The organism is Alishewanella aestuarii B11 (genome assembly GCF_000280055.1).
Classification (GTDB): Bacteria; Pseudomonadota; Gammaproteobacteria; order Enterobacterales; family Alteromonadaceae; genus Alishewanella; species Alishewanella aestuarii.
On sequence record NZ_ALAB01000001.1, the window covers coordinates 81,911 to 103,042 of the forward strand.

At 50.6% G+C, this 21,132-nt stretch carries 20 protein-coding genes; 9 read left to right on the forward strand and 11 right to left on the reverse strand.

Annotation, left to right across the window (positions count from 1 at the left end):
• Positions 1-83 precede the first annotated feature (83 nt).
• From AEST_RS17460 to AEST_RS16775, 9 genes are all read left to right on the forward strand, one after another.
• Positions 84-218: a hypothetical protein gene (locus AEST_RS17460; RefSeq protein ID WP_255365676.1), complete on the forward strand. Its 135-nt coding sequence runs from the start codon at positions 84-86 to the stop codon at positions 216-218.
• Positions 219-233: 15 nt separating this feature from the next.
• Complete coding sequence (locus AEST_RS17465; protein ID WP_008606229.1) at positions 234-863, forward strand: helix-turn-helix transcriptional regulator; 630 nt, start codon at positions 234-236, stop codon at positions 861-863.
• 111 nt (positions 864-974) lie between these two features.
• Positions 975-1,154 (forward strand): hypothetical protein, encoded by a 180-nt coding sequence (locus AEST_RS00380; RefSeq protein WP_008606230.1) that lies wholly within the window; start codon positions 975-977, stop codon positions 1,152-1,154.
• 88 nt (positions 1,155-1,242) lie between these two features.
• Positions 1,243-1,953 (forward strand): hypothetical protein, encoded by a 711-nt coding sequence (locus AEST_RS00385; protein ID WP_008606231.1) that lies wholly within the window; start codon positions 1,243-1,245, stop codon positions 1,951-1,953.
• Positions 1,950-4,064 carry a peptidase domain-containing ABC transporter gene (locus AEST_RS00390; protein WP_008606232.1) on the forward strand — a complete coding sequence of 705 codons (2,115 nt, stop codon included), beginning with the start codon at positions 1,950-1,952 and terminating at the stop codon, positions 4,062-4,064. Before AEST_RS00385 ends, AEST_RS00390 begins: the two co-directional genes overlap by 4 nt.
• Positions 4,065-4,078: 14 nt before the next feature.
• Positions 4,079-5,308, forward strand: coding sequence for an efflux RND transporter periplasmic adaptor subunit (locus tag AEST_RS00395; protein ID WP_008606233.1), 1,230 nt, complete (start codon positions 4,079-4,081; stop codon positions 5,306-5,308).
• A gap of 10 nt (positions 5,309-5,318) precedes the next feature.
• On the forward strand, positions 5,319-6,032 hold the full coding sequence (locus AEST_RS00400; RefSeq protein WP_008606235.1) for an ABC transporter ATP-binding protein: 714 nt from the start codon (positions 5,319-5,321) through the stop codon (positions 6,030-6,032).
• Complete coding sequence (locus tag AEST_RS00405) at positions 6,029-8,449, forward strand: ABC transporter permease (RefSeq protein ID WP_008606237.1); 2,421 nt, start codon at positions 6,029-6,031, stop codon at positions 8,447-8,449. Before AEST_RS00400 ends, AEST_RS00405 begins: the two co-directional genes overlap by 4 nt.
• Complete coding sequence (locus AEST_RS16775) at positions 8,442-8,951, forward strand: hypothetical protein (protein ID WP_008606238.1); 510 nt, start codon at positions 8,442-8,444, stop codon at positions 8,949-8,951. Before AEST_RS00405 ends, AEST_RS16775 begins: the two co-directional genes overlap by 8 nt.
• 55 nt (positions 8,952-9,006) lie before the next feature.
• On the opposite strand, the gene AEST_RS00415 is transcribed toward AEST_RS16775, so the two are convergent.
• The 11 genes from AEST_RS00415 to AEST_RS17320 all read right to left on the reverse strand — a co-directional run bounded on the left by AEST_RS00415 (position 9,007) and on the right by AEST_RS17320 (position 21,069).
• On the reverse strand, positions 9,007-9,249 hold the full coding sequence (locus AEST_RS00415) for a DUF1289 domain-containing protein (RefSeq protein WP_008606239.1): 243 nt from the start codon (positions 9,247-9,249) through the stop codon (positions 9,007-9,009).
• Between the two features lie 57 nt (positions 9,250-9,306).
• Positions 9,307-10,443, reverse strand: a complete 1,137-nt coding sequence (locus AEST_RS00420) for a dicarboxylate/amino acid:cation symporter (protein ID WP_008606241.1) — start codon at positions 10,441-10,443, stop codon at positions 9,307-9,309.
• Positions 10,444-10,558: 115 nt separating this feature from the next.
• Positions 10,559-11,008 carry a hypothetical protein gene (locus tag AEST_RS00425; protein ID WP_238534516.1) on the reverse strand — a complete coding sequence of 150 codons (450 nt, stop codon included), beginning with the start codon at positions 11,006-11,008 and terminating at the stop codon, positions 10,559-10,561.
• Complete coding sequence (locus AEST_RS00430) at positions 10,998-11,384, reverse strand: GntR family transcriptional regulator (protein WP_008606246.1); 387 nt, start codon at positions 11,382-11,384, stop codon at positions 10,998-11,000. The genes AEST_RS00425 and AEST_RS00430 overlap by 11 nt, the downstream gene beginning before the upstream one ends.
• Positions 11,377-12,651 carry a hypothetical protein gene (locus AEST_RS00435; protein WP_008606249.1) on the reverse strand — a complete coding sequence of 425 codons (1,275 nt, stop codon included), beginning with the start codon at positions 12,649-12,651 and terminating at the stop codon, positions 11,377-11,379. The genes AEST_RS00430 and AEST_RS00435 overlap by 8 nt, the downstream gene beginning before the upstream one ends.
• Complete coding sequence (locus tag AEST_RS00440; RefSeq protein WP_008606253.1) at positions 12,648-13,913, reverse strand: hypothetical protein; 1,266 nt, start codon at positions 13,911-13,913, stop codon at positions 12,648-12,650. Before AEST_RS00440 ends, AEST_RS00435 begins: the two co-directional genes overlap by 4 nt.
• Positions 13,910-14,785: an ABC transporter ATP-binding protein gene (locus AEST_RS00445; RefSeq protein ID WP_039924737.1), complete on the reverse strand. Its 876-nt coding sequence runs from the start codon at positions 14,783-14,785 to the stop codon at positions 13,910-13,912. The genes AEST_RS00440 and AEST_RS00445 overlap by 4 nt, the downstream gene beginning before the upstream one ends.
• 84 nt (positions 14,786-14,869) lie before the next feature.
• Positions 14,870-15,961 carry an ATP-binding protein gene (locus tag AEST_RS00450; protein WP_008606255.1) on the reverse strand — a complete coding sequence of 364 codons (1,092 nt, stop codon included), beginning with the start codon at positions 15,959-15,961 and terminating at the stop codon, positions 14,870-14,872.
• A complete protein-coding gene (locus AEST_RS00455; RefSeq protein WP_008606256.1) occupies positions 15,961-18,210 on the reverse strand; it encodes an ATPase, T2SS/T4P/T4SS family in 2,250 nt (749 codons plus the stop codon). Before AEST_RS00455 ends, AEST_RS00450 begins: the two co-directional genes overlap by 1 nt.
• The gene (locus tag AEST_RS17315) at positions 18,207-19,451 is read right to left on the reverse strand and encodes a putative bifunctional diguanylate cyclase/phosphodiesterase (protein WP_238534517.1); all 1,245 of its coding nucleotides are present in this window, start codon (positions 19,449-19,451) and stop codon (positions 18,207-18,209) included. The genes AEST_RS00455 and AEST_RS17315 overlap by 4 nt, the downstream gene beginning before the upstream one ends.
• Positions 19,390-21,069: an MASE3 domain-containing protein gene (locus tag AEST_RS17320; RefSeq protein ID WP_238534518.1), complete on the reverse strand. Its 1,680-nt coding sequence runs from the start codon at positions 21,067-21,069 to the stop codon at positions 19,390-19,392. Before AEST_RS17320 ends, AEST_RS17315 begins: the two co-directional genes overlap by 62 nt.
• Positions 21,070-21,132: the final 63 nt, after the last annotated feature.

The window sequence follows — 21,132 nt, forward strand, 5'->3', positions numbered from 1 at the left end:
CACCACAGTAAAGCTGGTTTTTCGTTATCCCCTCGGTTCCTTTTCTTATTTATCGTGTGCTCATTACAAAAAGGAGCCTCGCTATGAAAGAAATGATATTCGCATTTTTATTGATATTGCCTTCAGTATTGTTGGTTGAAAATACTCCAAACGATGATGATAAAGCCGTTTCGCCTCTATCTTGGTGTTGGATCAATAATACTTGCAAAAACGAATAATACATCGGGGGGCATATGAGCTTCTTAGAGAAAATTCTGGTTGAATTGGAGCAGATTAAAACTCTGCGGCAGTTGGAGCGCTATTTAATTCAGTTTAGTGAATTATCCCATATCGACTGGTGCTGTTTAATGGTTCATAGTTGCAACACTGTCTATATGGGGGATGCGCCTGAAGAGGTAAAACAACAACTTACCCTGGCGGTATTAAAGCAGGTAAATCAGTGTTGTAAACCTTCCTGGTCTGGCGCAGATGAATTCAGTAAAGCGATTTTTCCGCAGACCAGCCTGCTGGTTCCTATTATGGCAACGCGCCCCGATCATGCCTGCTTAATGCTTGGCTTTGCCAAGCAAAGCATCGAGCCCAAGCTTGCACAAAAGCTAGCTTGGTTCTGGCAGGTCATTGCCTCTTATATCTACAACACTTATCGCCGTATTACGGACGATGGCGTTGTAGTTGATTTTCAATTAACCCCGCGTGAAGTTGAATGTGTCCACTGGGCAGCCCAAGGCAAAACCTCGTGGGAAATCAGCAAGATCCTTGGTATTACCGAACGGACAGTCAACTTCCATCTAAGCAATAGCATGCAAAAAACGGGTAGCTGCAACCGACAACAGCTTGTTCGTAATTGCATGAATATATTGTGATTTATCCAAAGTTATTTTTTAGCAACAAAAAAAACATGGCCTGCTGCTGGCGATAACGGATGCTTGTGGGCAGAGTTTATTGCAACTAACAAGGTTATATAGAGGTACACAATGAACGATTTATTAAAACCGGTAACACCGGCACAGCCAGTAATGGCCACTACAACCCTGGAAGGCTTTATTGAAGTTACTGCCTTAGATGAACTGGACAAAATTGTTGGCGGCTTTCTTAACCCGGACGAGATTTACATTGAGTTGGAAGAGAGTCCTGTAAGTAGCTCAATGTATTAACAACTAGGTGCTGAAACATTTGACAGGTGACAACCAGAGAAGCATGACTGATGATTGAAAGTACTAGTTTATATAGAGGATAAGCTTGATGTCTTATCAGAAACTCTTTCGCAAAGAGGCGCTTCGGCACCAGTATAAATCACAGGAATTTGGTGAGTCTGTTATCCAGCAGCCATTGCTACTTGATAAAGCCTTGCTGATTATGGTGATTGCCGTGTGTCTGTTGATGAGTTTGGCGGTTGTTTACCCCTTTGTAAGCACTGAGCGTCTAAGCCTTGAAGCGCATGAATCCAACTACTTTCCTGTTGTGTCGCCAACCCCAGTTGTGGTTGAGCGGCATTTGCATCCGGATGGAAGCCGTGTTAACCGTGAGCAGGTCATTACTCAGGTCCGGACCTTTGATGGTGTTAGCCGCCGTGAGCAAGTGGATCTGATGAGTGCCAGTGAAACCGGGGTTTACTTTTCGGTAATCAATGCTGGAACGTCCGCGCAGCCATTTCAGCCCATTGCCAAAATTTTGCGCACGAATGAAGATCATCTTTTTTTCTTTACATTAACTGGCGCAAAAGCCAAACAATTGAAGCCGGGGCAATGGGTGAAATTAACATCTGGGCATCACCAGGCCAGTGGCAAGGTCCACTCAGTCATTGGACCTTTTCAGCAAGGCAGAATCAATATCGGCATTCAGTTGCAGTCTGCCTACGATGTAGGGGTTTTGCATCCGTCAGCGGCCGTTCGGTTGGAGCTTAGTGTGAAACGGAACAATTTTTTTGCTTTGCTGCGTAAGGAAGGAGCATGAACCTCTCCGACTATATACAGTTTAGAAACCAGCAGCTACCGGTTTATTTGCAAAGTGAGGTTGCCGAATGCGGTATCACATGTATTGCGATGGTCGCTTATTATCATGGTTTTAAAACCAATATGCTGGCAATGCGGCAGAAGTACCCGGCTGGTTTGCATGGTGTGACCGTAAAGCAAATCGTGCAAATTGCCGATGAGCTAGGTTTATCTGCTCGGGTACTGAAGCTGGATTTAGGCCAACTGGCGAAAGTAAAAAAACCGGCCATTTTACACTGGAACTTCAACCACTTTGTGACTTTGGCCAAGGTTAGTGGTAAGGGCATCACCATTCATGATCCGGCGAAAGGACGGCTGACACTGGACTGGAATCAGGTATCCGAAAGCTTTACCGGCATTGTTATTGAGCTGGTTCCTTCCGCCGGCTTTGAGCGTAAAGATGAACGAGTTCGGGTACCGTTGCGTCACTTTATCGGCAAAGTGGATGGGCTCTGGTCTTCACTAGGGAAAATTTTTGTCATTGCCTTGCTGTTGCAGGGGCTATTTCTGGTGTCGCCCTATTACATACGGGTGGTGATTGACCAGGGCATAAACTCCGGCCAGGCCAGCTTGCTGTGGTCTGTTTTTATTGGCTTTTCTTTGGTACTGGTATTGTCGGTTTTAGCGCAAATTATTCGCTCTGCCGCCATTATGTACCTGGATAAAAACCTGAGTTTTCAAATCAAAGCCAACATTCAGCGCCATTTGTTGCACTTACCGCTTAGCTTTTTTGAAAGCCGCCATGTTGGGGATATTAAGTCACGGTTTGAAGCCTTTAATGAAGTGCAACGTCTGATTAGTCGTGGCTTTATTACGGCTGTGGTGGATGGTTTGCTCAGTATCACCACCCTACTGATAATGTTCCACTACAACAAGGCTCTGGCACTGGTCTCTGTTGGCTTTTTAGTGGCCCTATATTTGATACGTTTTTTCCTGACCAGTAAGGAAAACGAACATCTGGAGCAGCAACTTAGTAAGCATGCCCGGGAAAACAGCCATTTTATTGAAACCATTCGGGCCATTATGCCGATCAAAAGCTTTGCTAAGGAAAATAGCCGGTTATCCAGTTGGATGAACTTTTATGCCGATACGCTAAATGCCAGCATTCAACGTGAAAAGATCACCATAGCCAGCGATATAACACAAAATGCGCTTGGACGGGTTGAGTATCTGGTTATCGTGTTAATTGGTGCGCACTTTATCATTGATGGGGCTCTTAGCCTTGGCATGTTTCTGGCTTACCTGGCTTATCGCCAGCAGTTTGCCGACAGCGCACAGTCTCTGGTAGATAATATTTTCCGCTTTCGGATTGCAGGCACTTATTTGCGCCGGATGTCAGATATCGTATTGCAGCAACCGGAGCAGGATCAAGCCAACATTGCGTTGCAACCCTCTCAAGTCGCAGGCGCTTTGGAAGTCAAAAATTTGCACTTTCGTTACAGTGACAGTACGCCCTGGTTGTATCAGGGGCTGAGCTTTAAAGTTGATGCGGGAGAGTCGGTCGCTATTGTTGGCCGCTCCGGGCTCGGAAAATCGACGCTACTAAAAATTATGACGGGTTTAATACAGCCGCAGCAAGGGGACTTGTTGCTGGATGGCATGCCATTAAAGTCTTTGGGCTTCAGGCAATTTCGCAGTTACAGCGCTACAGTGATGCAAAATGATCAATTATTAAATGGTTCTTTGCTGGAAAATATTACCTTTTTTGAGCCATCGCCAATTCTTGAATTGGTCAAAGAGGCCCTACAAGGGGCTGCCATTTGGGACGAAGTCCAGGCAATGCCGATGGGATTACACACTCAGGTTGGCGATCTTGGCAGTGCTTTATCCGGTGGGCAAAAACAACGTATTTTGTTGGCAAGAGCATTTTACGCTCAACCTAAGATTCTGTTTCTGGACGAAGCAACCAGTCACCTGGATAGCTTAAGCGAACAACGCGTTAATGAGTATCTGAAACAAAAGAAGATGACTCGGATCAGCGTCGCCCATCGCAAGGAAACTATAGAGGCGGCAGATAGAGTGATTGACCTGACTGAGTTAATCAGCAATACCCCTAATGCACAAAGCGCATAAAGGCAGGATAAAGAATGAAGAAAAACATAAGTAAACTGGTCTACAGTGGGATTGGCCTGCTATCGGTTTTGCTGCTAATTAGCGGCTGGAGCATCGGTTTTGCCGGTGGGCTGCACTATCTCAGTGCATCCAGTGTCAGCGTGGCGACGGTGCAAAGTGGCGACTTTACCCAGCGGGTGACCGGCTATGGTAGCTTGCAATCGCAAAATCAGCGTTTGTTGACTGCCAGCAGCATGGCGACGGTGGATGAAATCAAGCTGCGCCCGGGTGCCGTGGTCGAGCCGGATACGGTGATCCTGACGTTAAAAAACCCTGCCCTGGAAATTGCCGCCCAACAGGCGCTGGCAAATTTGCACAACAAGCGCAGCAACAGCCGACGGCTGGCGCTGGAGCAGCAGCGCGAAATTCTGGAGCAAAGCTCGCGTCTGGCTGAGCTGAAATCCGACGCGGAGCTGGCCGCTTTGCAAGTTGAAGCCGAAGCGCCGCTGGCCGCAGCTGGCATTATCTCTGGCATGGATGCCAGACGTAGCCGGGCCCGGGCCGAGCAATTGGCCGAGCGTTATCAGTTGGAGCAGCAAAAGCTCACCACCCTGCAGGAAGTGCATCAGCAGTATTTATTGATCCAGCAGGAAGATATTCAGCAGGCAGAGGCCGAGCTGGCCAATGCGACCTATCAGCTACAGCAACTGGTGGTGCGGGCTGGTTTGGCCGGTGTGCTGCAGCGCTTGCCGGTCAGTTTGGGCCAGAGCGTCAATGTTGGCGACCAACTGGCGCTGGTCGGCAGCTTGTCGCCTTTGGTGGCGGAGGTGAAAGTGCCGCAAATGCAGGTAAGGTTGTTGCAGGCAGGTGCCAGCGCTGAAGTCGATACCCGCCATGGCATTATTACCGGCCAGGTGGTGCGGATAGATCCTGTAGTAGCCGATGGCGCTGTGCAGGTGGATATTTTATTGCCCGAGCAATTATCCGCTGATATCCGGCCGATGCAGATGGTGGATGCGCGCATTCATGGCCAAAGCCGTGGTCAGGTCAGCTTTGTCGATCGTCCGGTTGGGGTGGCGGAAGATGCGCAGGTCGAGCTGTTTAAGCTGGATGCTAAACAAGTGGCCAGCAGGGTGCCGGTGCAATTTGGTAAGGCTTCTGGCCAGCAAATAGAAGTGGTGTCGGGCTTAAACCCGGGCGACCGTATTATTATCAGCGATCTGCAGCTTGATAGCAGTGTGCGGCAACTGAAACTGACTCAGTAAGGATTGAACAATGAAAACCGACGTACTTAATGTAAAACAACTTAAAAAAATCTTTCAATCCGGCCAGCAACAGCAAGCGGTGTTAAATGGCGTCAGTTTTAGCGTGCAGGAAGGTGACTATGTGGCCATTTGCGGCCCCTCTGGCTGCGGTAAATCTACCTTACTTAATATTCTGGGCCTGCTCGATACCGCCGATGGCGGTGAATACTGCATCGATGGACTCTTGGTATCGGATATGAACGCCGAGCAGCGCGCGCAAATGCGCAGCCGCCGTATTGGCTTTGTGTTTCAGGCGTTTAACCTGATTGATGAATACACCGTACTGGATAATGTTGCTTTGCCACTAAAATACCGCGGCGATAGTGTTAAACAGCGCCAGGCACGGGCACTGCAGTGTCTGGAAAAAGTTGGCTTGGCCGATAAAGCCGCGCTTTTCCCCAACCAGTTATCCGGTGGTCAGCAGCAGCGGGTGTCGATTGCCCGGGCATTGGCGGCCGACTCCGGCATTATGCTGGTGGATGAGCCTACCGGTAACCTAGACTCCAAAAATGGCGATGCGGTGATGGCCTTACTGGCCGATTTACACCAGCAGGGTACTACCATCGTACTGGTCACCCACGACCCGCGCTACGCCACTATGGCGCACCGGCAGATCCATTTGCTGGATGGTCAGGTGGTCGCCGACGAGGCGCTGCAGACTGATGCAGAGGAGCAAGTGGCATGAATGGGCGCCTAATCTGGTCGATGCTGTGGCGCAACTTTCTGCAAGCCAGGCAATACTACCTGACTGTCGTGGTCAGCCTGGTGTTTACCCTGACCTTGCTGTTTAGTGTGCTGAGTTTGGTCAATATTACCTACTTCGCGCCCCTGCCTTATCAGAATGACCGCGAGCTTTACTATGTTGGCGGTGAGCTAAATTACCAGGGGGCGTTGGAGCATTCCAGCAATGTACAGACCTTGTTTGACTTGAAAGAAAAAAGTCAGTTGCTGCAGCAGATGGCGGTGTATTTTAGCTTTCAAACTGAGTACAAGCTGCTGGATCAGCCAACACGGCCAAGAGTTCCGGTACTGTTTGGCGCGCACGATATTTTCGAGGTGATGGGGGTAGAGCCTTTATTAGGCCGGCTTTTTAACGAGCAAGAACAAATGGGCAATAAGCAGCCCTCGGTGGTGCTCAGTCAGGCCGTCTGGCAACAGCATTATGGCGCTCGGCCGGATATTGTCGGCCAAAGCATTCAGCTGAATCAGCGCCAGTTTACTGTGATAGGGGTGGTGAAGCAGGCGCTGGAGTTGCCGGGCTTTACCGATGCGCATGAGGCCATTTGGCTACCGCTGGATATGGATGAGCGAATCGATATACGCGGCTTTGGGGGTTACTCTAGTGGTTTTGCGGCGCTGGGCCGGTTAAAGCCGGGGGTAAGCCAGCAGCAGGCTAATGCCGAGGCATATCAGCTGTTAAAGCAAGCGTCAATCGAGCGCGATCCGGATTTTCAGCATATGTTCGATTACTACGGCAAAGTGGTGCCACTGCGACAGCAAATTCAGGGTGACTCAGGCCGTTTGGTACTGATGCTGTTGGCCGGTGTCTCACTGCTGACGTTAATTGCCCTGGTCAATTTATCCAGCATGCAGCTGGCACGGGCGGTTAAACGCTTGCAGCCGCTGGCGGTCTGTTACGCCTTCGGTGCCAGCAAAAAACAAATGTTTCTGCAGGTATTTCGCCACAATGCCGCTTTGTTGGCTGGCTCGGGGTTGCTGGCACTATTGTTAACCTGGCTGGGTTTTGGCGTGATAGCACAAGTTGCTGCCGACCAGCTGCCAAGGATCAGCGTACTGCGCATCGACGGCCTGATGCTGCTGCTCACTACTCTGGTGCTGTTGGTCATAGCCTTGCTCTTTAGCTGGATTGAGCTTAGCGGCGTCCGTGAACAGCAATTAATGGCCAGTTTGCAAAGCAGTGGCAAAGGAGCTGGTAAGCAGCTTAAACAAGGGGTGGCGCATACTTTAATCGGGGTGCAGCTAATGTTGTCCTTACTGGTGTTGCTGGCGACTGCCCATGTTTTTGTTGCCGCCTGGACGGAAGCCAACCGACCTACCGGTATCGACAGCACCGATCTTTGGGCTCTGACAGTCAACTACAGCGACTTGGACAACCGCGAGCAACGGCAAAACCAACATCGGGCTGTGCTGCAAAGTCTGACTGCTTTGCCTCAGGTGCAGCAAGTTACTGCGGTATCTGAGCCACGCGCACCCCGGGTGCGTAATCAGGATGCGGTAAGCAATTCGCAAGGGGAAGTCATCACCTCGGCCCGGCAAATTGCCGTACTGCCAGGTTACTTCCAATTTTACGGTCTTGAGCTTAGTGGTCAGGATTTTACTGCTGAGCATGTTGGGCTGGAGCACTACCCACTGATGATCAATCAACGGCTGGCTGATCGTATTGCCCGTTTATCGGGTAAAACTGCTGTGGGCCAAACCCTGACGCATAATGATGACGGCATCCAACGGTCGATTATTGGCGTGGTGGCCAATACCAACTTTCCCGGCGATCAGGGTTATGAGGTGGATGAAGTCTATTACCCGGCAGAAAACTCCGGCTGGCGTGATTACAGCTATCTGCTAAAGCTAATGCCTGGTGCAACCCTTACCGATACTGCTTTGCTTGAGCTGCTACGCCAGCAGGATCCACGGCTTGATTTAATTGAACTCACAACGGTAGCAGCCGCTTTTGATCGCTTTTCGCTATCGCACCGGCTGGCGGCGGCCTTGGCGGCCACCCTGGCACTGATGAGTTTACTGACGGTGCTGGCCGGTATTGCCGGTATTGTCAGCTATCTGGTGCAGGCGCGGCGGTATCAGCTGGGAGTAGAAATGGCGATGGGAGCCAGCTTAAAGCAATTGCTAAAAGACAACCTGGTTAAGCTGGCGCAGCCAATAGCGGCGGCGCTGCTGCTGGGCTTTTCCTGCTTCTTTTTCTTAGCCGGTATCAGCCGCACCCAACCCGAGCTGATGTTTCAAGCCAACTGGACGCTGGTAGCGGCCTTGCTGGCGCTATTGGCATTAGCCGCCCTGCTCTGCAGCTTGGTGCCGCTGCGCCGGGTGTTGCTGACTGATCCGGTGAAGGCGCTGCGCAATGAGTGATTTAAAGATGAGTGAACCTATAAAAAGAACCGTCAATTGGGAAAAATATACCGCACTAAGCTCGATGCTGGTGGCAGTATTAGCCTTGGCCATTTCCATCTGGCAAAGTTATAACATACAGCAGCATAATAAATTGTCGCTTAGACCTTATTTGGAAGCAGAATTTAACACTACTTTAGAGGACGGCTGGGAACTCTATATTAATAATCAGGGGTTGGGGCCGGCTCAGGTGACGGATGTAAAATACATAGTTGATGGCACTATATATCGGGATAGGGATGCGTTTCTAATTGCACTGGGTGAGGATCCAGATTGTTATGTTATGGGAAATGTAGGTCGCTTTTATAAAGTGTCAGATAGGCAGATAGTTTTTAGTACTTTGAATAACACTTGTCGCAAAACTGAAGCTGAGTTGATGGCATTGCTAAGCCGGATGCAAATGATCCTCGATTATCAATCTTTATACGGCGAGACATATCAATTGGTAATTGGACAACACTGAGTAATAAGCGGAGACAATGGTTTGTATCTAAAACCGCTGTATTCGCCGTTTTTACTCACTGGCGCCGAGCTTGCTTGGCCGCCTGCCATTCAGCTTGGGTGATTGGGCTGGTGGTAAGTTGTGATAAATCGTGCTGCTGATACTGCGCTTTACGGGCCGCCACCTGCTGCATAATAGCCGCCAGCTCAGCCTCTGAACGACGGTTCCAGTCGACAATTTCACTGATATGCCGATAGCAGCCAATGCAGATTTTGGCACTATCTAACTTACAGCAGGCGACGCAGGGCGATTCGATCATCTTAAGCTTTTCTTTAGCCAAATAAGCTGACCGGGTGAGCCCCGGCCAGCAGCGACTTTAACTCTTATCTACCAGCACTGCGATGGCACCATCACCGGTGACATTACAGGCCGTACCGAAGCTATCCTGCGCCATATAAAGCGCTATCATCAGCGCGATAGCGCCTTCGCCAAAGCCCAGCATAGAGCCGAGTAACCCGACTGCCGACATGACCGCGCCGCCAGGCACGCCGGGCGCTGCTAACATCACCACGCCCAAAGTCAGGATAAACGGAATCATCGTCAGCAAAGAGGGAATTTCCAGATTGCTCTTCATCATAATGACGGCAACAGCACAGCTGACGATAGTAATGGTGGAGCCCGACAGATGAATAGTGGCGCACAAGGGCACTGAGAAGTTTGCTACTTCGTCCTTAACACCATTATTTTTGGTGGCTTGCAGCGAAACCGGGATGGTTGCCGCACTGGACATGGTTCCGAGCGCCGTAAAGTAGGCCGGCAGCATATTGCGAATTAACGTAAAAGGCGACTTGCCTGCTTTGATACCGGCAATAACAAACAAAGTAATAATCCAGGCCCAGTGCAATAATATAGCCAGAATCAGCACTATGCCGAAAGTTTTCAGGGTGACGAAAACCGTACCGGCTGCGGCCATCTGTGCGAATACACCGGCAATATACAGCGGTAGCAGTGGGATAATCACTTTGCTCAGTAATAGCTGAATGATATCGCGACCCTGATCCGATAATTGTTGCAAAGCGACGGCCCGGGTACTGGCAATGCCAAGACCAAATACAAAAGCCAGCGCCAGCGCGGTCATCACACTAAACACCGGCGGGATATTCATTTCGATGTAAGGCACCAGATTGACGCCTTCGGTACCCGCCAGATCGGCCGCTGCGGGTGCCAACATCGGAATGACCAGGGCGGCAATCAAAAATGCCAGTACACCGGCAGCAATAGTCGAAACATAGGCCAGACCAAGAGTGCGGCCCAATAGTTTTCCCGAATTGCGCGGCAGGGCGGCGATACCACTGGTAATAAAGAATAAGATCAGTAATGGAATGGTGAAAAATAACAACTGACCAAATAGCGCTTTAAAGGTGATCAGAATTTGTGTTAGCCAATGTGGTGCATACAGCCCCAGTAACATCCCCAGCACGATGCCGGCGACTAATTTTAGGATCAGTAACATAGATGGTTCTCGTTATTATGGTTTACCAGAGCGATAGTCGCTCTGCCTGGTTGTTCCCCACCGCAGAGCATATCACACTCCGGTCAGCGTTAGCTGCTCTGGCTGGTTTAGCCAGTTAGTCGATTATCTCTGCCTGCGGTAATTCTGCCGCTAACCAGGTTTTTAGCGCAGGAAGTTGCTTGGCTGGAAAGCGCATTGCGGCAGCGCGATAAAGATTAAACGGAAAATCCAGTAGTGCCTGTTGCTCGTCCAGCTTGCTCAGCGCCACCTTTTTAATCTGCTGCACCTGAAGTTGACGTTGTTTCACGTGAAGCACATCTTGCTCACGCTTTAGCTGGGTAAACACATCCGCCACCCATTCGGGCTCGCTTGATGGCTTGGGCTGCAAGCCTAATATCAGGCTTTGGATCACGCCATTAAATGCTGCCAGTGTTAAGACAACCTCTTGCTGCAGGGCATAATGTACTGTTGCAATCGAAAAAATGGTCGCAAGCAACACACGTAATGGGTGGCGTTGGCAAAAGTTACGGATTTTCAGCAGTGGTGAGAGGTGTTTAAGCATCATCTGACATCCTGTCGAGTAGGTTTGATAACGTGGATATTACAATTTCTTTTGAAAGTTGCAACTGATCTGCGGCCAGCGCCAGCTGTTGCAATTGCGGCAACAGTTGCTGCAGGCGGCTGGCTTCAGTTTGGCTCGGCGCGCTGGCTGCGGCTATCGTCATCGGCTTGCCGCGCTGGCGCTCTAACAGGCCTTCAGCCTCCAGTAGGCTATAGGCTTTGGAGATGGTCATCGGGTTAATTGCATATTGCGCGGCTAATTCCCGGACTGAGGGAAGCTCGGCGCCAGGCAGCAACTGACCTCCGGCCACCATGCGTTTAACCTGCTCGGTAAGCTGCCGGTATATGGGTTCGCCACTATTGGGGTTAATACTAAACATCCTGCTGCCTCACTGCTTTGGCGGCCTGGGTAAAATCCAATTGTTGCCAGCTTTTAATTGCCCAGCTACGTAATAGCAGTGCCATTAGTAATAGGCCTGTTAACAGCCAACTTTGGGTGCTGGCCTGGGTAGATACAGGCCAGATTTCGATGGCGAAAGCAAAGATAAGCCCATAGCCGAAATAGAAGCCTAATTTCGTCTGGGCACCTAATAACAGGTAAGTGCTAATTAACAACAAAGTTAGGCTAAGTAGTAAAGCAACCAGCAGTTCAGTCTGGTTCAAGCCAAGACTGAGCATTAAGCTGCATAGTGGTAGTAGCAGTAGCAACTGCTGCTGCAGATAGTAGCGTTCTATATAGTAAAATAGTTGCTGGCGGCTAAAAGGATAAAATAACCAGGCTTTACTAAGATTGCTTTGTTGTTGCCGAATCTGCAGCAGCCAACATAGCAGCGGGCTAACTAGCAGCATATTTTTAAAGATCGACCAATTATCTGCCGGCTGCCACTGCCACTGACCAGAGATAAACAGGTGGATGGTGCTGCCGATAACAGGTAATGCAAAGCAATAACAACAGTAGAAAAAGAGCCGATAGATCCAGTGCCCATTTTGTTGTAGGTGCAGGCTAAGCGCTAAGGATGGCTGGAAAATCCTCTGCGGCCAGTAAAATTTAAAGTCGGGTTGAGATAGCTTACCTGATGCTAACAAGGTTTTGCTAACAACGGTGGCGACACTCAGACTCGCTATCGCCAAAGCGATACCAAACCATTGTTTCTGGCCAAAAAACAGCAGAAAAAATCCGTTTGGCAGTAAATATAGAGTTACAACCAGCATCGCCAGACCTGCTTCGGCTTTTTGCTTGGTTAACCATAACGCCAGAATATGCATTAGTGCATGGATGCCGGCCAATATTAGTATCAGTTGCCATAGCGGAACTGCGCTTAACTGCTCGCCAGTGACGTGAAGTAGACCCGGAATAGGTAACAGAACAACCACTGACGCCAGCAGTGTCAGACCTACCAGACGTTCAGTCTGACTTAGCAATAACCGGCCATAACTACTGCGCATAAAATATAAGGCTTTTGGTAACAGGTTGCCGTAGTAATAGGGCAGCAACAGTAAGTTTGCCAGCACAAAACTAAAGGGAGCGGCAAAGCCCAGTAACCAAAAAAAACCGATCACACCCCAGACGAAGCTTCCCAGGGGGGTAAGGGTGAGTAGCCGGCCACAATTGCTCACAGCGACAGGTAGCGCAGCTTTATTACTCATAACCCACTCCTGATAGCTTGTGGGTTGATTAACTTAAGTTGTCCCCAGTCCAATTGCTGCAGCTGGGCTTTAACATGGCGGCGCAATGCAGCTGCCAGCAACCATAGCCCTGCGGTGCTCAACAGTAACAGCCAGGAACTGGACCAGTGCGTCAGCAATAGTATGACACCGGCAAATTGCAAGCTTACCAACACCAGGCCACTTTGCCACAATGGCTGATTGATCAAACGCCAGTTTAGTAATACCGAACACGCCAGCAGGCTTGGCCATAGCAGCAAAGTGCAGGCGGCAGCGACCAAATCCGGTGCCAACAGCAGCACCAGCGGCGCTAAAATCAGGGTACAAAGCAGGATATGGTGCGCTGCCTGTTGTTCCAGCAGTGGATAAAGTTGCTCCCGGCTGACCGGCAGTTGTAACCAGGCACGTCTGACGCGTTTTAGCATCAGGGTCAGTTGCTCCAGCAGCAACACTGCGGGTAAGAAAATATATAAGGCTCGAAGCAGCAGATCTTCGGGCAAGCCGTTATTGCCAAATAAGGCACCCCAAAGCCACATTGCCGCCGGCAGATACCAGCAATAAGCCAGATAGCGTAAGCTGCGCGAAAGCCAGCTATCGCCCTGTCCCAGTAATAAGGTACCGGAAAGTGAACCTGCGCGGCGGGTCAGGCGCTGCATTGCAAGCCAGGGAGTACGGGCACCAGTGCTGCTCTGATAGCGCTTGTCCGGGGTTAACCAATTCAGGGCAAACCAGGCGAGTAGCAACATATTAAGCAGGCCAAGCAGCGTTAATAGCAATGGCAGGCTAAACAGGGGCAATTGTTGCGGTAGCTCAGCGGCCAATATCAGGATCAGTAAGCTGCTGCCAAACCAAAGTGGCCGCAAATGGCCCAGCACCAGACATGGCAGGATCAAGCTGGCAAAGGCCAGTACGCCTAATTGCAACCCCAGCATAAAGCTTTGCTCTGCCAACCCCAGCAGGGTGCCGGCTAAACAACCGAATAGTACCGCGCTCAGTAACAACTGCTGCCGGCTATGGCGGCGGAAATTGGGCAGTAAGCGCCAGCTGCCACGTCGGCAGAGCGTCATAACCTGCAACGGAATACAAAACAGCAATAACATCAGGCAAGCCAGAGGTACTACCATGGCTTTAGGGTAAGGGCTGAGCAAAGTAGCAATTAGCAGCAGTACTAGCAGGCCCCAAACAACTTTGATCACGATACTTGGCCATAACAGGCGGCCAAGCAGGGCGAACCAGGCGCTCATCGGTGCAGCTCCAGAAAAATTTCTTCCAGATTCAGGTGTTCAACCCGGATACTGGCGGCCAGCTGCTGTTCTAAGCGGGCCTGCCATTCTGGTTGCCAGTTGGTTACGGTAACAGTGTATTGAGATGCCTGTTGTTGCTGATGTAATATCTGCAGTGGTGGCAGCGATGCCGGCAAGCTTTGTTCGGTGCTCAGATGCAACCGTACCACGGACTCTTTTAGTTCATCCAGTTCACCCTGCCATAAAAACTGCTGATCTTTTAATAGCCAGACTTTATTCGCCACCCGCTCCATATCGGTAACGATATGGGAGGAAAAGATAATCGTTGTTTGCTGATCGGCGGCAATATTTACCAGCTCGGTCAGGAACTGCCGCCGTGCCAGCGGATCCAGACTGGCAACGGGTTCATCCAGAATCAGTAACCGGGGTTTGTGACACAGCGCCAGCATGATAGACAGTTTTTGTCGCTGCCCGAGTGACAGCTTGCTAATACGGGTCGTCAGAGGGATTTCCCAGCTGCTACTCAGGCGATCTGCCAGCCGTGGGTCCCAGTTCGGTTGAAAGCGGGCGAATAACTCAAGTTGCTCGTACGGGGTCAGTTGCTCCAGCAGTTCGTCTTGCTGGGGTACAAAGCCAATCAGTTGCTTTTCTCTGGCACCGATTTCGGTGCTTGGCGTGCCAAATAACCTTACCTCACCCTGCTGCGGCACTGCAAAACCAAGTACCGTTTCCAGTAAGGTCGTTTTACCGGCCCCGTTTTTGCCTAATAGCGCGACCACATCGCCTTCGTTGGCATTGGCCTGCAGTTGGTGCAGGACGGTACGGCCGCTAAAGTTGCGGCTTAAGGCGTTAATTTCGATCACTGCTGGCATATCCTTGTCTCCATCATAACTGTATTAATACACTAATACAGTGGTGGCGATTCTGCAAGCAGTTAACGAGAAAAATTTACATTTCTATAAAATTAATTCGCGGTGCCGATACAATTGCTGCCAATGGCTACCGGCTTTGTTACTGACTTCGCTATCAAAATAGTGCAGTAAACGGCGTCGATCTTCGGGGTTATCTTTTAAGGCCGAACCCAGTAAGAAATGCAGCAACTGGCCATATTCCAGCTGGCCTTGCTGATAATAGTAACTATGTACGCAAAGCGTATGACCTACCACCACGGCTTCGGCGGTCGACATTGCCGCCGCAGCCAGCCGGTCGGTGCTGCGTCCGTCCAGTGTTTGGCCATTGCGCAGTTCATGGAAAATGGTCGCCAGCATTTCGAACAACAATGGGTCGAGCGTGATGTCGATACCGGCTGCAGCATTCAGCTTGGCGGTTTCCCACATCACGACACTGATTTCATCGTCAATATGGCTGATCGGTTTAATATGTTCAAAGTTCATCCGGCGTTTCAGGGCGGCGCTCATTTTATGTAAGCCTTCATCGACACTGTTGGCGGTGGCGATAATATTGAAGCCTTTTTTCGCATACAGCACGCCCTGCTCGCCGCTGAGTTCAGGAATGGTAATTACCCGGTCGGATAGCAGCGACAATACGGCATCTTGCAATGGTTGTGGGCAACGCGACATCTCCTCAAAGCGCACAAATTTGCCGTCACGCATCGCCCGGTACAGCGGGCTTGGGACTAAAGCGGCCAGACTGGGTCCTTCACGCTGCAAAATGGCCTGGTTCCAGCTGTAGAGCAACTGATCGACGCTATTTACCGCCCCGCCCTGCACGATCAGTGAAGAGTCGCCGGATATAGCGGCACACAGTAATTCTGATAACCAGGATTTGGCAGTACCGGGTTCACCAATTAACAAGCAGCCGCGTTGGGTACATAGCGAGATTATGACCCGGGTCACGACATTGGGGGCGGCAATAAATTTTTTATGGATCCCGAGTGCCGGATCGCCGAGGATAAATTTTTCAGCGGCGATCGGCGATAGCTGCCAACCCGGCGGCACGGGTGCCGGATCCCAGTGCTGTAAACGCTGTAATTCTTCGGCAAAGCTCTGCTCAGCCGGCAGGCGTTGTTTATCTGCGGTAGTATGCATCAGCTTCTCCGGGTGCCGCCGCGGGCTTCAGGTGCCATCCGATCTTGCGGCAGAATTTTGGGTAGTTCAGATAGCGGAATAATGCCGTTAATCACCAGATCCAGTGCACTATCCCGCATGGTGATCAAGCCGGCATCGAGGGCTTGCCAGCGAATTTCGGTGATCGGGGGTTGGCGCGAAATGGCGTTGCGAATATCGGTATTAACCTGCATAAACTCCACCACAGCGGTACGCCCTTTGGTCCCGCGGTCATGACAATGGCTGCAGCCTTTACCCTCGTAGCAGCGGAAACTGGCTGGTACACCTTGCGGAAAGACTTCACGTAAAATGGCCGGGTCCGGGCTGGCTTCGGTTTTACAGTGCGGGCAGATGCGTTTGGCCAGACGCTGGGCAATCACCGCCAGTAATTCGCTGGCCAGCGAATTGGGATGAATATTCAAATCATACAGCCGTTGCAGCGCATCCACCGCATCATTACAGTGCAGTGTAGATAGTACCAAATGGCCGGTTTGCGATGCACGGATCGCTTCTAAGGCGGTTGGATGGTCGCGAATTTCGCCAACCAGAATCACATCGGGATCTTCCCGTACAAAGGCCCGTAATGCCTCCGGAAAATCAAAGCCAATATCGCTGCGGATACGGGTTTGTTGAATATTATCAATCGAATATTCGATAGGGTCTTCCACCGTGATCACTTTACGGGTGCCGTCATCAGCCAGCTCCTGTAGACCGGCATAGAGTGTGGTTGACTTACCGGAACCGGTTGGCCCTACGACCAGCACTAAACCGGCCGGGTTGTTCAGTAAGCGATGATAATAGCTGGCGACCTTGGGCGACATGCCCAGCTCCTGCATGGTCAGGGCGCGGCCGGTGTGTTTTAACAGCCGGATCACCACATGTTCGGCATGTAATGCTGGCTGAGTCTGGATCCGCAGGTCGTAGGTGTTATTGCCATGTTTCAACTGTGAGCGTCCGCCCTGGGGTAAGCGGCGTTCGGCAATATTGAGTTCGGCCCGGATTTTGATGATATTGACCAGGCCCGCCATCTCCGCCAGGCTAAACTGAAAATGTGGTACGTTATGTAAATCGCCGTCTACCCTGAGCCGGACTCTGGCGGCATTATTATAAAACTCCAGATGGATATCGCTGGCATTTTCGCTAACTGCCTCCAGCAGAATGGCTTCATACAAGGCAACCAGATAAGGATTTACCGTATCGGCATTGGCTTCGCGGTTCTCGGCCGGTTCAGGGTTGGTGGCCGGTCGGGCAAAATTGCTGCGCTGAGCGACATCCAGATGTGACCAAAGACGTTTGAAGTCGGTTGGCGTGACCAATACACAGCGGATGCCACCGCTGCCATTCATTCCCGACAGCTCGTCCAGTTGAATATCAGGATTATCAGTGGCCAGTAACAGCTGCTGCTGTTGATAGGCAACAGGTAACACATGCTGACTGTCGAGGTATGTATGGGAGAACTGGTTGAACAACTGGCAGTCGAGCAGCTTTACCAGCTCGTCAAAATCCTGCAACGCCAACTGACGCTCTGCCGCCAGCGACGCATAGAGTTTGCGTTCATCCAAATTAAGTTTCTTGGTTAGCACCTGCAGCAGCGGTTTATGCTGTTTTTTGGCTTCCAGGCTGGCTTCACGCAGTAATTGCTCGTCGGCCAGTCCTAAATCGATAATGCTCTGCTGCAAACGGCGGCTAAAATCAATCCAGCCCAGATTTTGCCGTCGTTCCAGTTTGCCGGCGACCTTTTGATACAGTACCAGATTGGAAAATGCGGCCTGTTCTTGCTCCAGCAGCACCAAATAACCGTGTTCTGTTAACCAGGGCTCCAGATACTGCAGTTCCGTTAGCTGGCAGGTACAGAGTATCAGCTGGCAGGGTTCACGCACACTAAAAGCACTATTGGCATCGGCATGGATCAGTTCAATATTTTCCTGGCCATCAGCAGCCAGTCGTTGTGCCGCCTGATCAAGCCGCTGTTGGTCGCGTTCGACCACATAAACCCGGCGCACCAGCTTTGCCAGCACGGCTGCGACATAGCCACTGCCCCCACCGACGTGCAAAATGGCGCTGCCGGGATTGAGTGGTGGCAGTAAATTTAGCAAGCGTTGTAAAGCTGCCTGGGTTGGCAGGCTGTGTCCGGAGATCAGGGCTTCACGACTCCGGTCGGCAACATAGTGTTGCCGCGGTGTAGCGGCTATCGCCGGGTGCAGCATGCTCTCTTCAGTCTGATAAGTCATATCGGATGATCTGCTATGGGTAAGGTTAACAACTGCTCAACAGGCTGTGGCAGGCAGAATTCGGGCGCGGGTTTACCGAACAGAAACCCTTGAAACAGGTCGCATTTTAGCCAGGAGAGCATCTTAAATTGTTCCGTGGTTTCCACGCCTTCTGCCACTACGGTTAGCTTTAGCGTTTTAGCCATACTGATAATGGTATCGACGATAGCGTAGTCGGTCTGGTCGCTCAGAAAATCACGGACAAAGGAGCGATCTATTTTCAGCACCTGGATCGGAACATTTTTTAAGAAAGCCAAAGACGAATAGCCGGTACCAAAGTCATCCAGTGCAAAGCGGATCCCCTGTTGATGCAGTTGCTGTAGTTTTTGCCGTGTTTGTTCGACATCCGTCATTAGCATACTTTCGGTAATTTCAAACTCCAGGCGTGAAGCCTTGATGCCGGCAGTCCTAATTTGTAGTAGCGTTTTTTCGACAAAATCAGGTGTTTGTAATTGTCGTTTGCTGACATTAATGGCTATGGTCAGCTGAGGGTCGGTAAGGTGTTTAAGTGCGTTACAGGCTTCTGCCAGTATCCACTGGCCCAGTACGGTAATAAAGCCGGAAGTTTCAGCCACCGGTATAAAAAGCTCCGGACTGATCATACCGCGCTCAGGATGTTGCCAGCGCAACAGGGCTTCATAACCGGTCAGCTTGCCTTTGTTATTGACCTTAGGCTGAAAGAACAATTTGAACTGCTGTTGGCTTAATGCCAGATGCATTTCCGATTCCAACTGTTGTCGCAACAAGCTGCGCTGCTGCATACCAGGTTCGAAGAAATACAGCTGGTTTCGTCCTTGCTCTTTCGAGTGGTACATTGCCAGATCAGCAGATGACATCAGTTCATCTATGGTTTTGTTACTGCTATTAAATAATACAATGCCGATACTGGCGGTAATCTGATATTGGCGGTTTTTCAGTAAAAAAGGTTCGCGGATCTGGGTCAGTAACTTAGCGGCCAGCTGCTGGGCGTCGACTGCAGCTTCATCTAAAGTCGCTTTATAGGTTGGTGCCAGCAGGATAAATTCGTCACCACCTGGCCGTGCCAGAGTATCGGTTTGGCGCAAACTATGTTGTAAACGTGTGGAAAGCTGTTGCAGTAACTCATCACCATAGGAATGTCCCAGCGTATCATTCAGGCGTTTAAAGTGATCGAGGTCGATTAAAGAGTAGCGCGGCATAAAAGCCGCTACGATCCGCTTCATGCTGGATGTCGGTGATCCGTTCCAGCAACAGACGACGATTGGGTAACTGGGTAAGAGGGTCATAATAAGCCAGTTTGTAGATCCGCTGCTGGTCAGATTTACTGGCGCTGATATCATTAAAACAGGCAATATAATGGCTGATTTCACCGTCGCTGCCCGTAATGGCATTGATGATTATCTGTTCCGGATAGATTTCGCCATTTTTGCGTTTATTGTACAGCTCACCACTCCAAACACCTTGCTGATAAAGCTGTTGCCACATTTGCTGGTAAAACTGCTCATCATGAAGCCCTGAGCGTAATATCGCTGGCGTTTTACCGCAAACATCTTGCTCGCTGTAGCCGGTGATCTCGGTAAAGGCCGGATTAACTCGTACTATCCGCCGCTGGGCATCGGTAATCATAATGGCTTCGCGGGTATGAAATGCCAAGGCGTTAAGCTGTTCGGTTGCCTGGGTCAGCTTTTGTTCGGTGATATTGCGGGCGGCCAGCACAAAACGTGGTAATACCGAATCGCGGCTGGCGGGTTTTAATGAAGCTATCACCTGAAACCATTGGATTTCACCGTTTAAATCTAGAGTGTACTGTTTGGGGCTGGATAGCCCCTTGTTGTTCCAGGCTTCCCGAATCGCCTGCTGGCCGGCAATGGCGGCGGATTCCGGCAAGACTTCAGCCATGGTCTTGCCGAGGAAGTGTTCAGGCTGGAACAGCAGCTGTTGGTTTTGCCCGGTATGAGCCTGATAAAAACGACCGTTCAGGTCGACATCAAACAGTAAGTCCGGCACGGCATTCAGGGTGGCGGTCAGTTCTGCTGAGGAAAGACTGAGTTTGCGGAACGGCTCGGCCAGATTCTCATAAACCAGCGCGCGATACAAAAACAAGTAAGACAGTACCTTAAGCAAATGGCCGCTTAAGTTATATAGATCATTGGTATTCTGATATAGCGTAAAGAAAAACTCTGACAGTATAGTGGTGATCAGGGCGGCGATAAGCGCTGGCGCATGATAGGGGCGCGGTTGGTGCCGGAAATGCCAGATAAAACCGAGACAAAGCAGACAAATGGCAATAACCAGATACTCGACCAAGATTTTAAAGGGCGTCAGGCCGGCACCGGGCTGATAGGTAGCTGGCACCGACTCCGGATAACCAATAAACCACAGGTGGCAAGCCAGCACCAGTAACGCGCTGCCACTAATTGCCAGCCAGAGCTGAAATCGCCGCGCAGCTTTATCCGCCTGGGGTAATAATACGTACAACAGGGCGCAGGCCACAACCAGGCGGGCGGCTAACCAAAAATTAATCGCTTTTGCCGGCGAATTCGCTGTGAAGTAGGCTGGCATACCTTCAAATGATAACAGATGCGCCAGGTCGAGCCAAAATACGGCAAAGAATGCGGCGGCCAGGACGACACTGCGCCGGCTTAGTTGGTAACGAGCCTGCTCACGTACCACAGTAAAAATCAGTGCGCTGATGGTGACAGCAATAATTTCCAGTGTCGTGTGCAGCGGCAAATAGTAATGGCTGGCAATACTGGGCAGGGTTGGTTGTAGCCACAGAGGTCCAAACGTCAAAGCGGTTAATGCCAGTAAAAACAACCCGAGTAATATTACGGAGCGCATGGGAAATGGCGACGAAGCGGTATGATTACTGGCTGGCATCAATAAGCTTAATTTGATTAATCT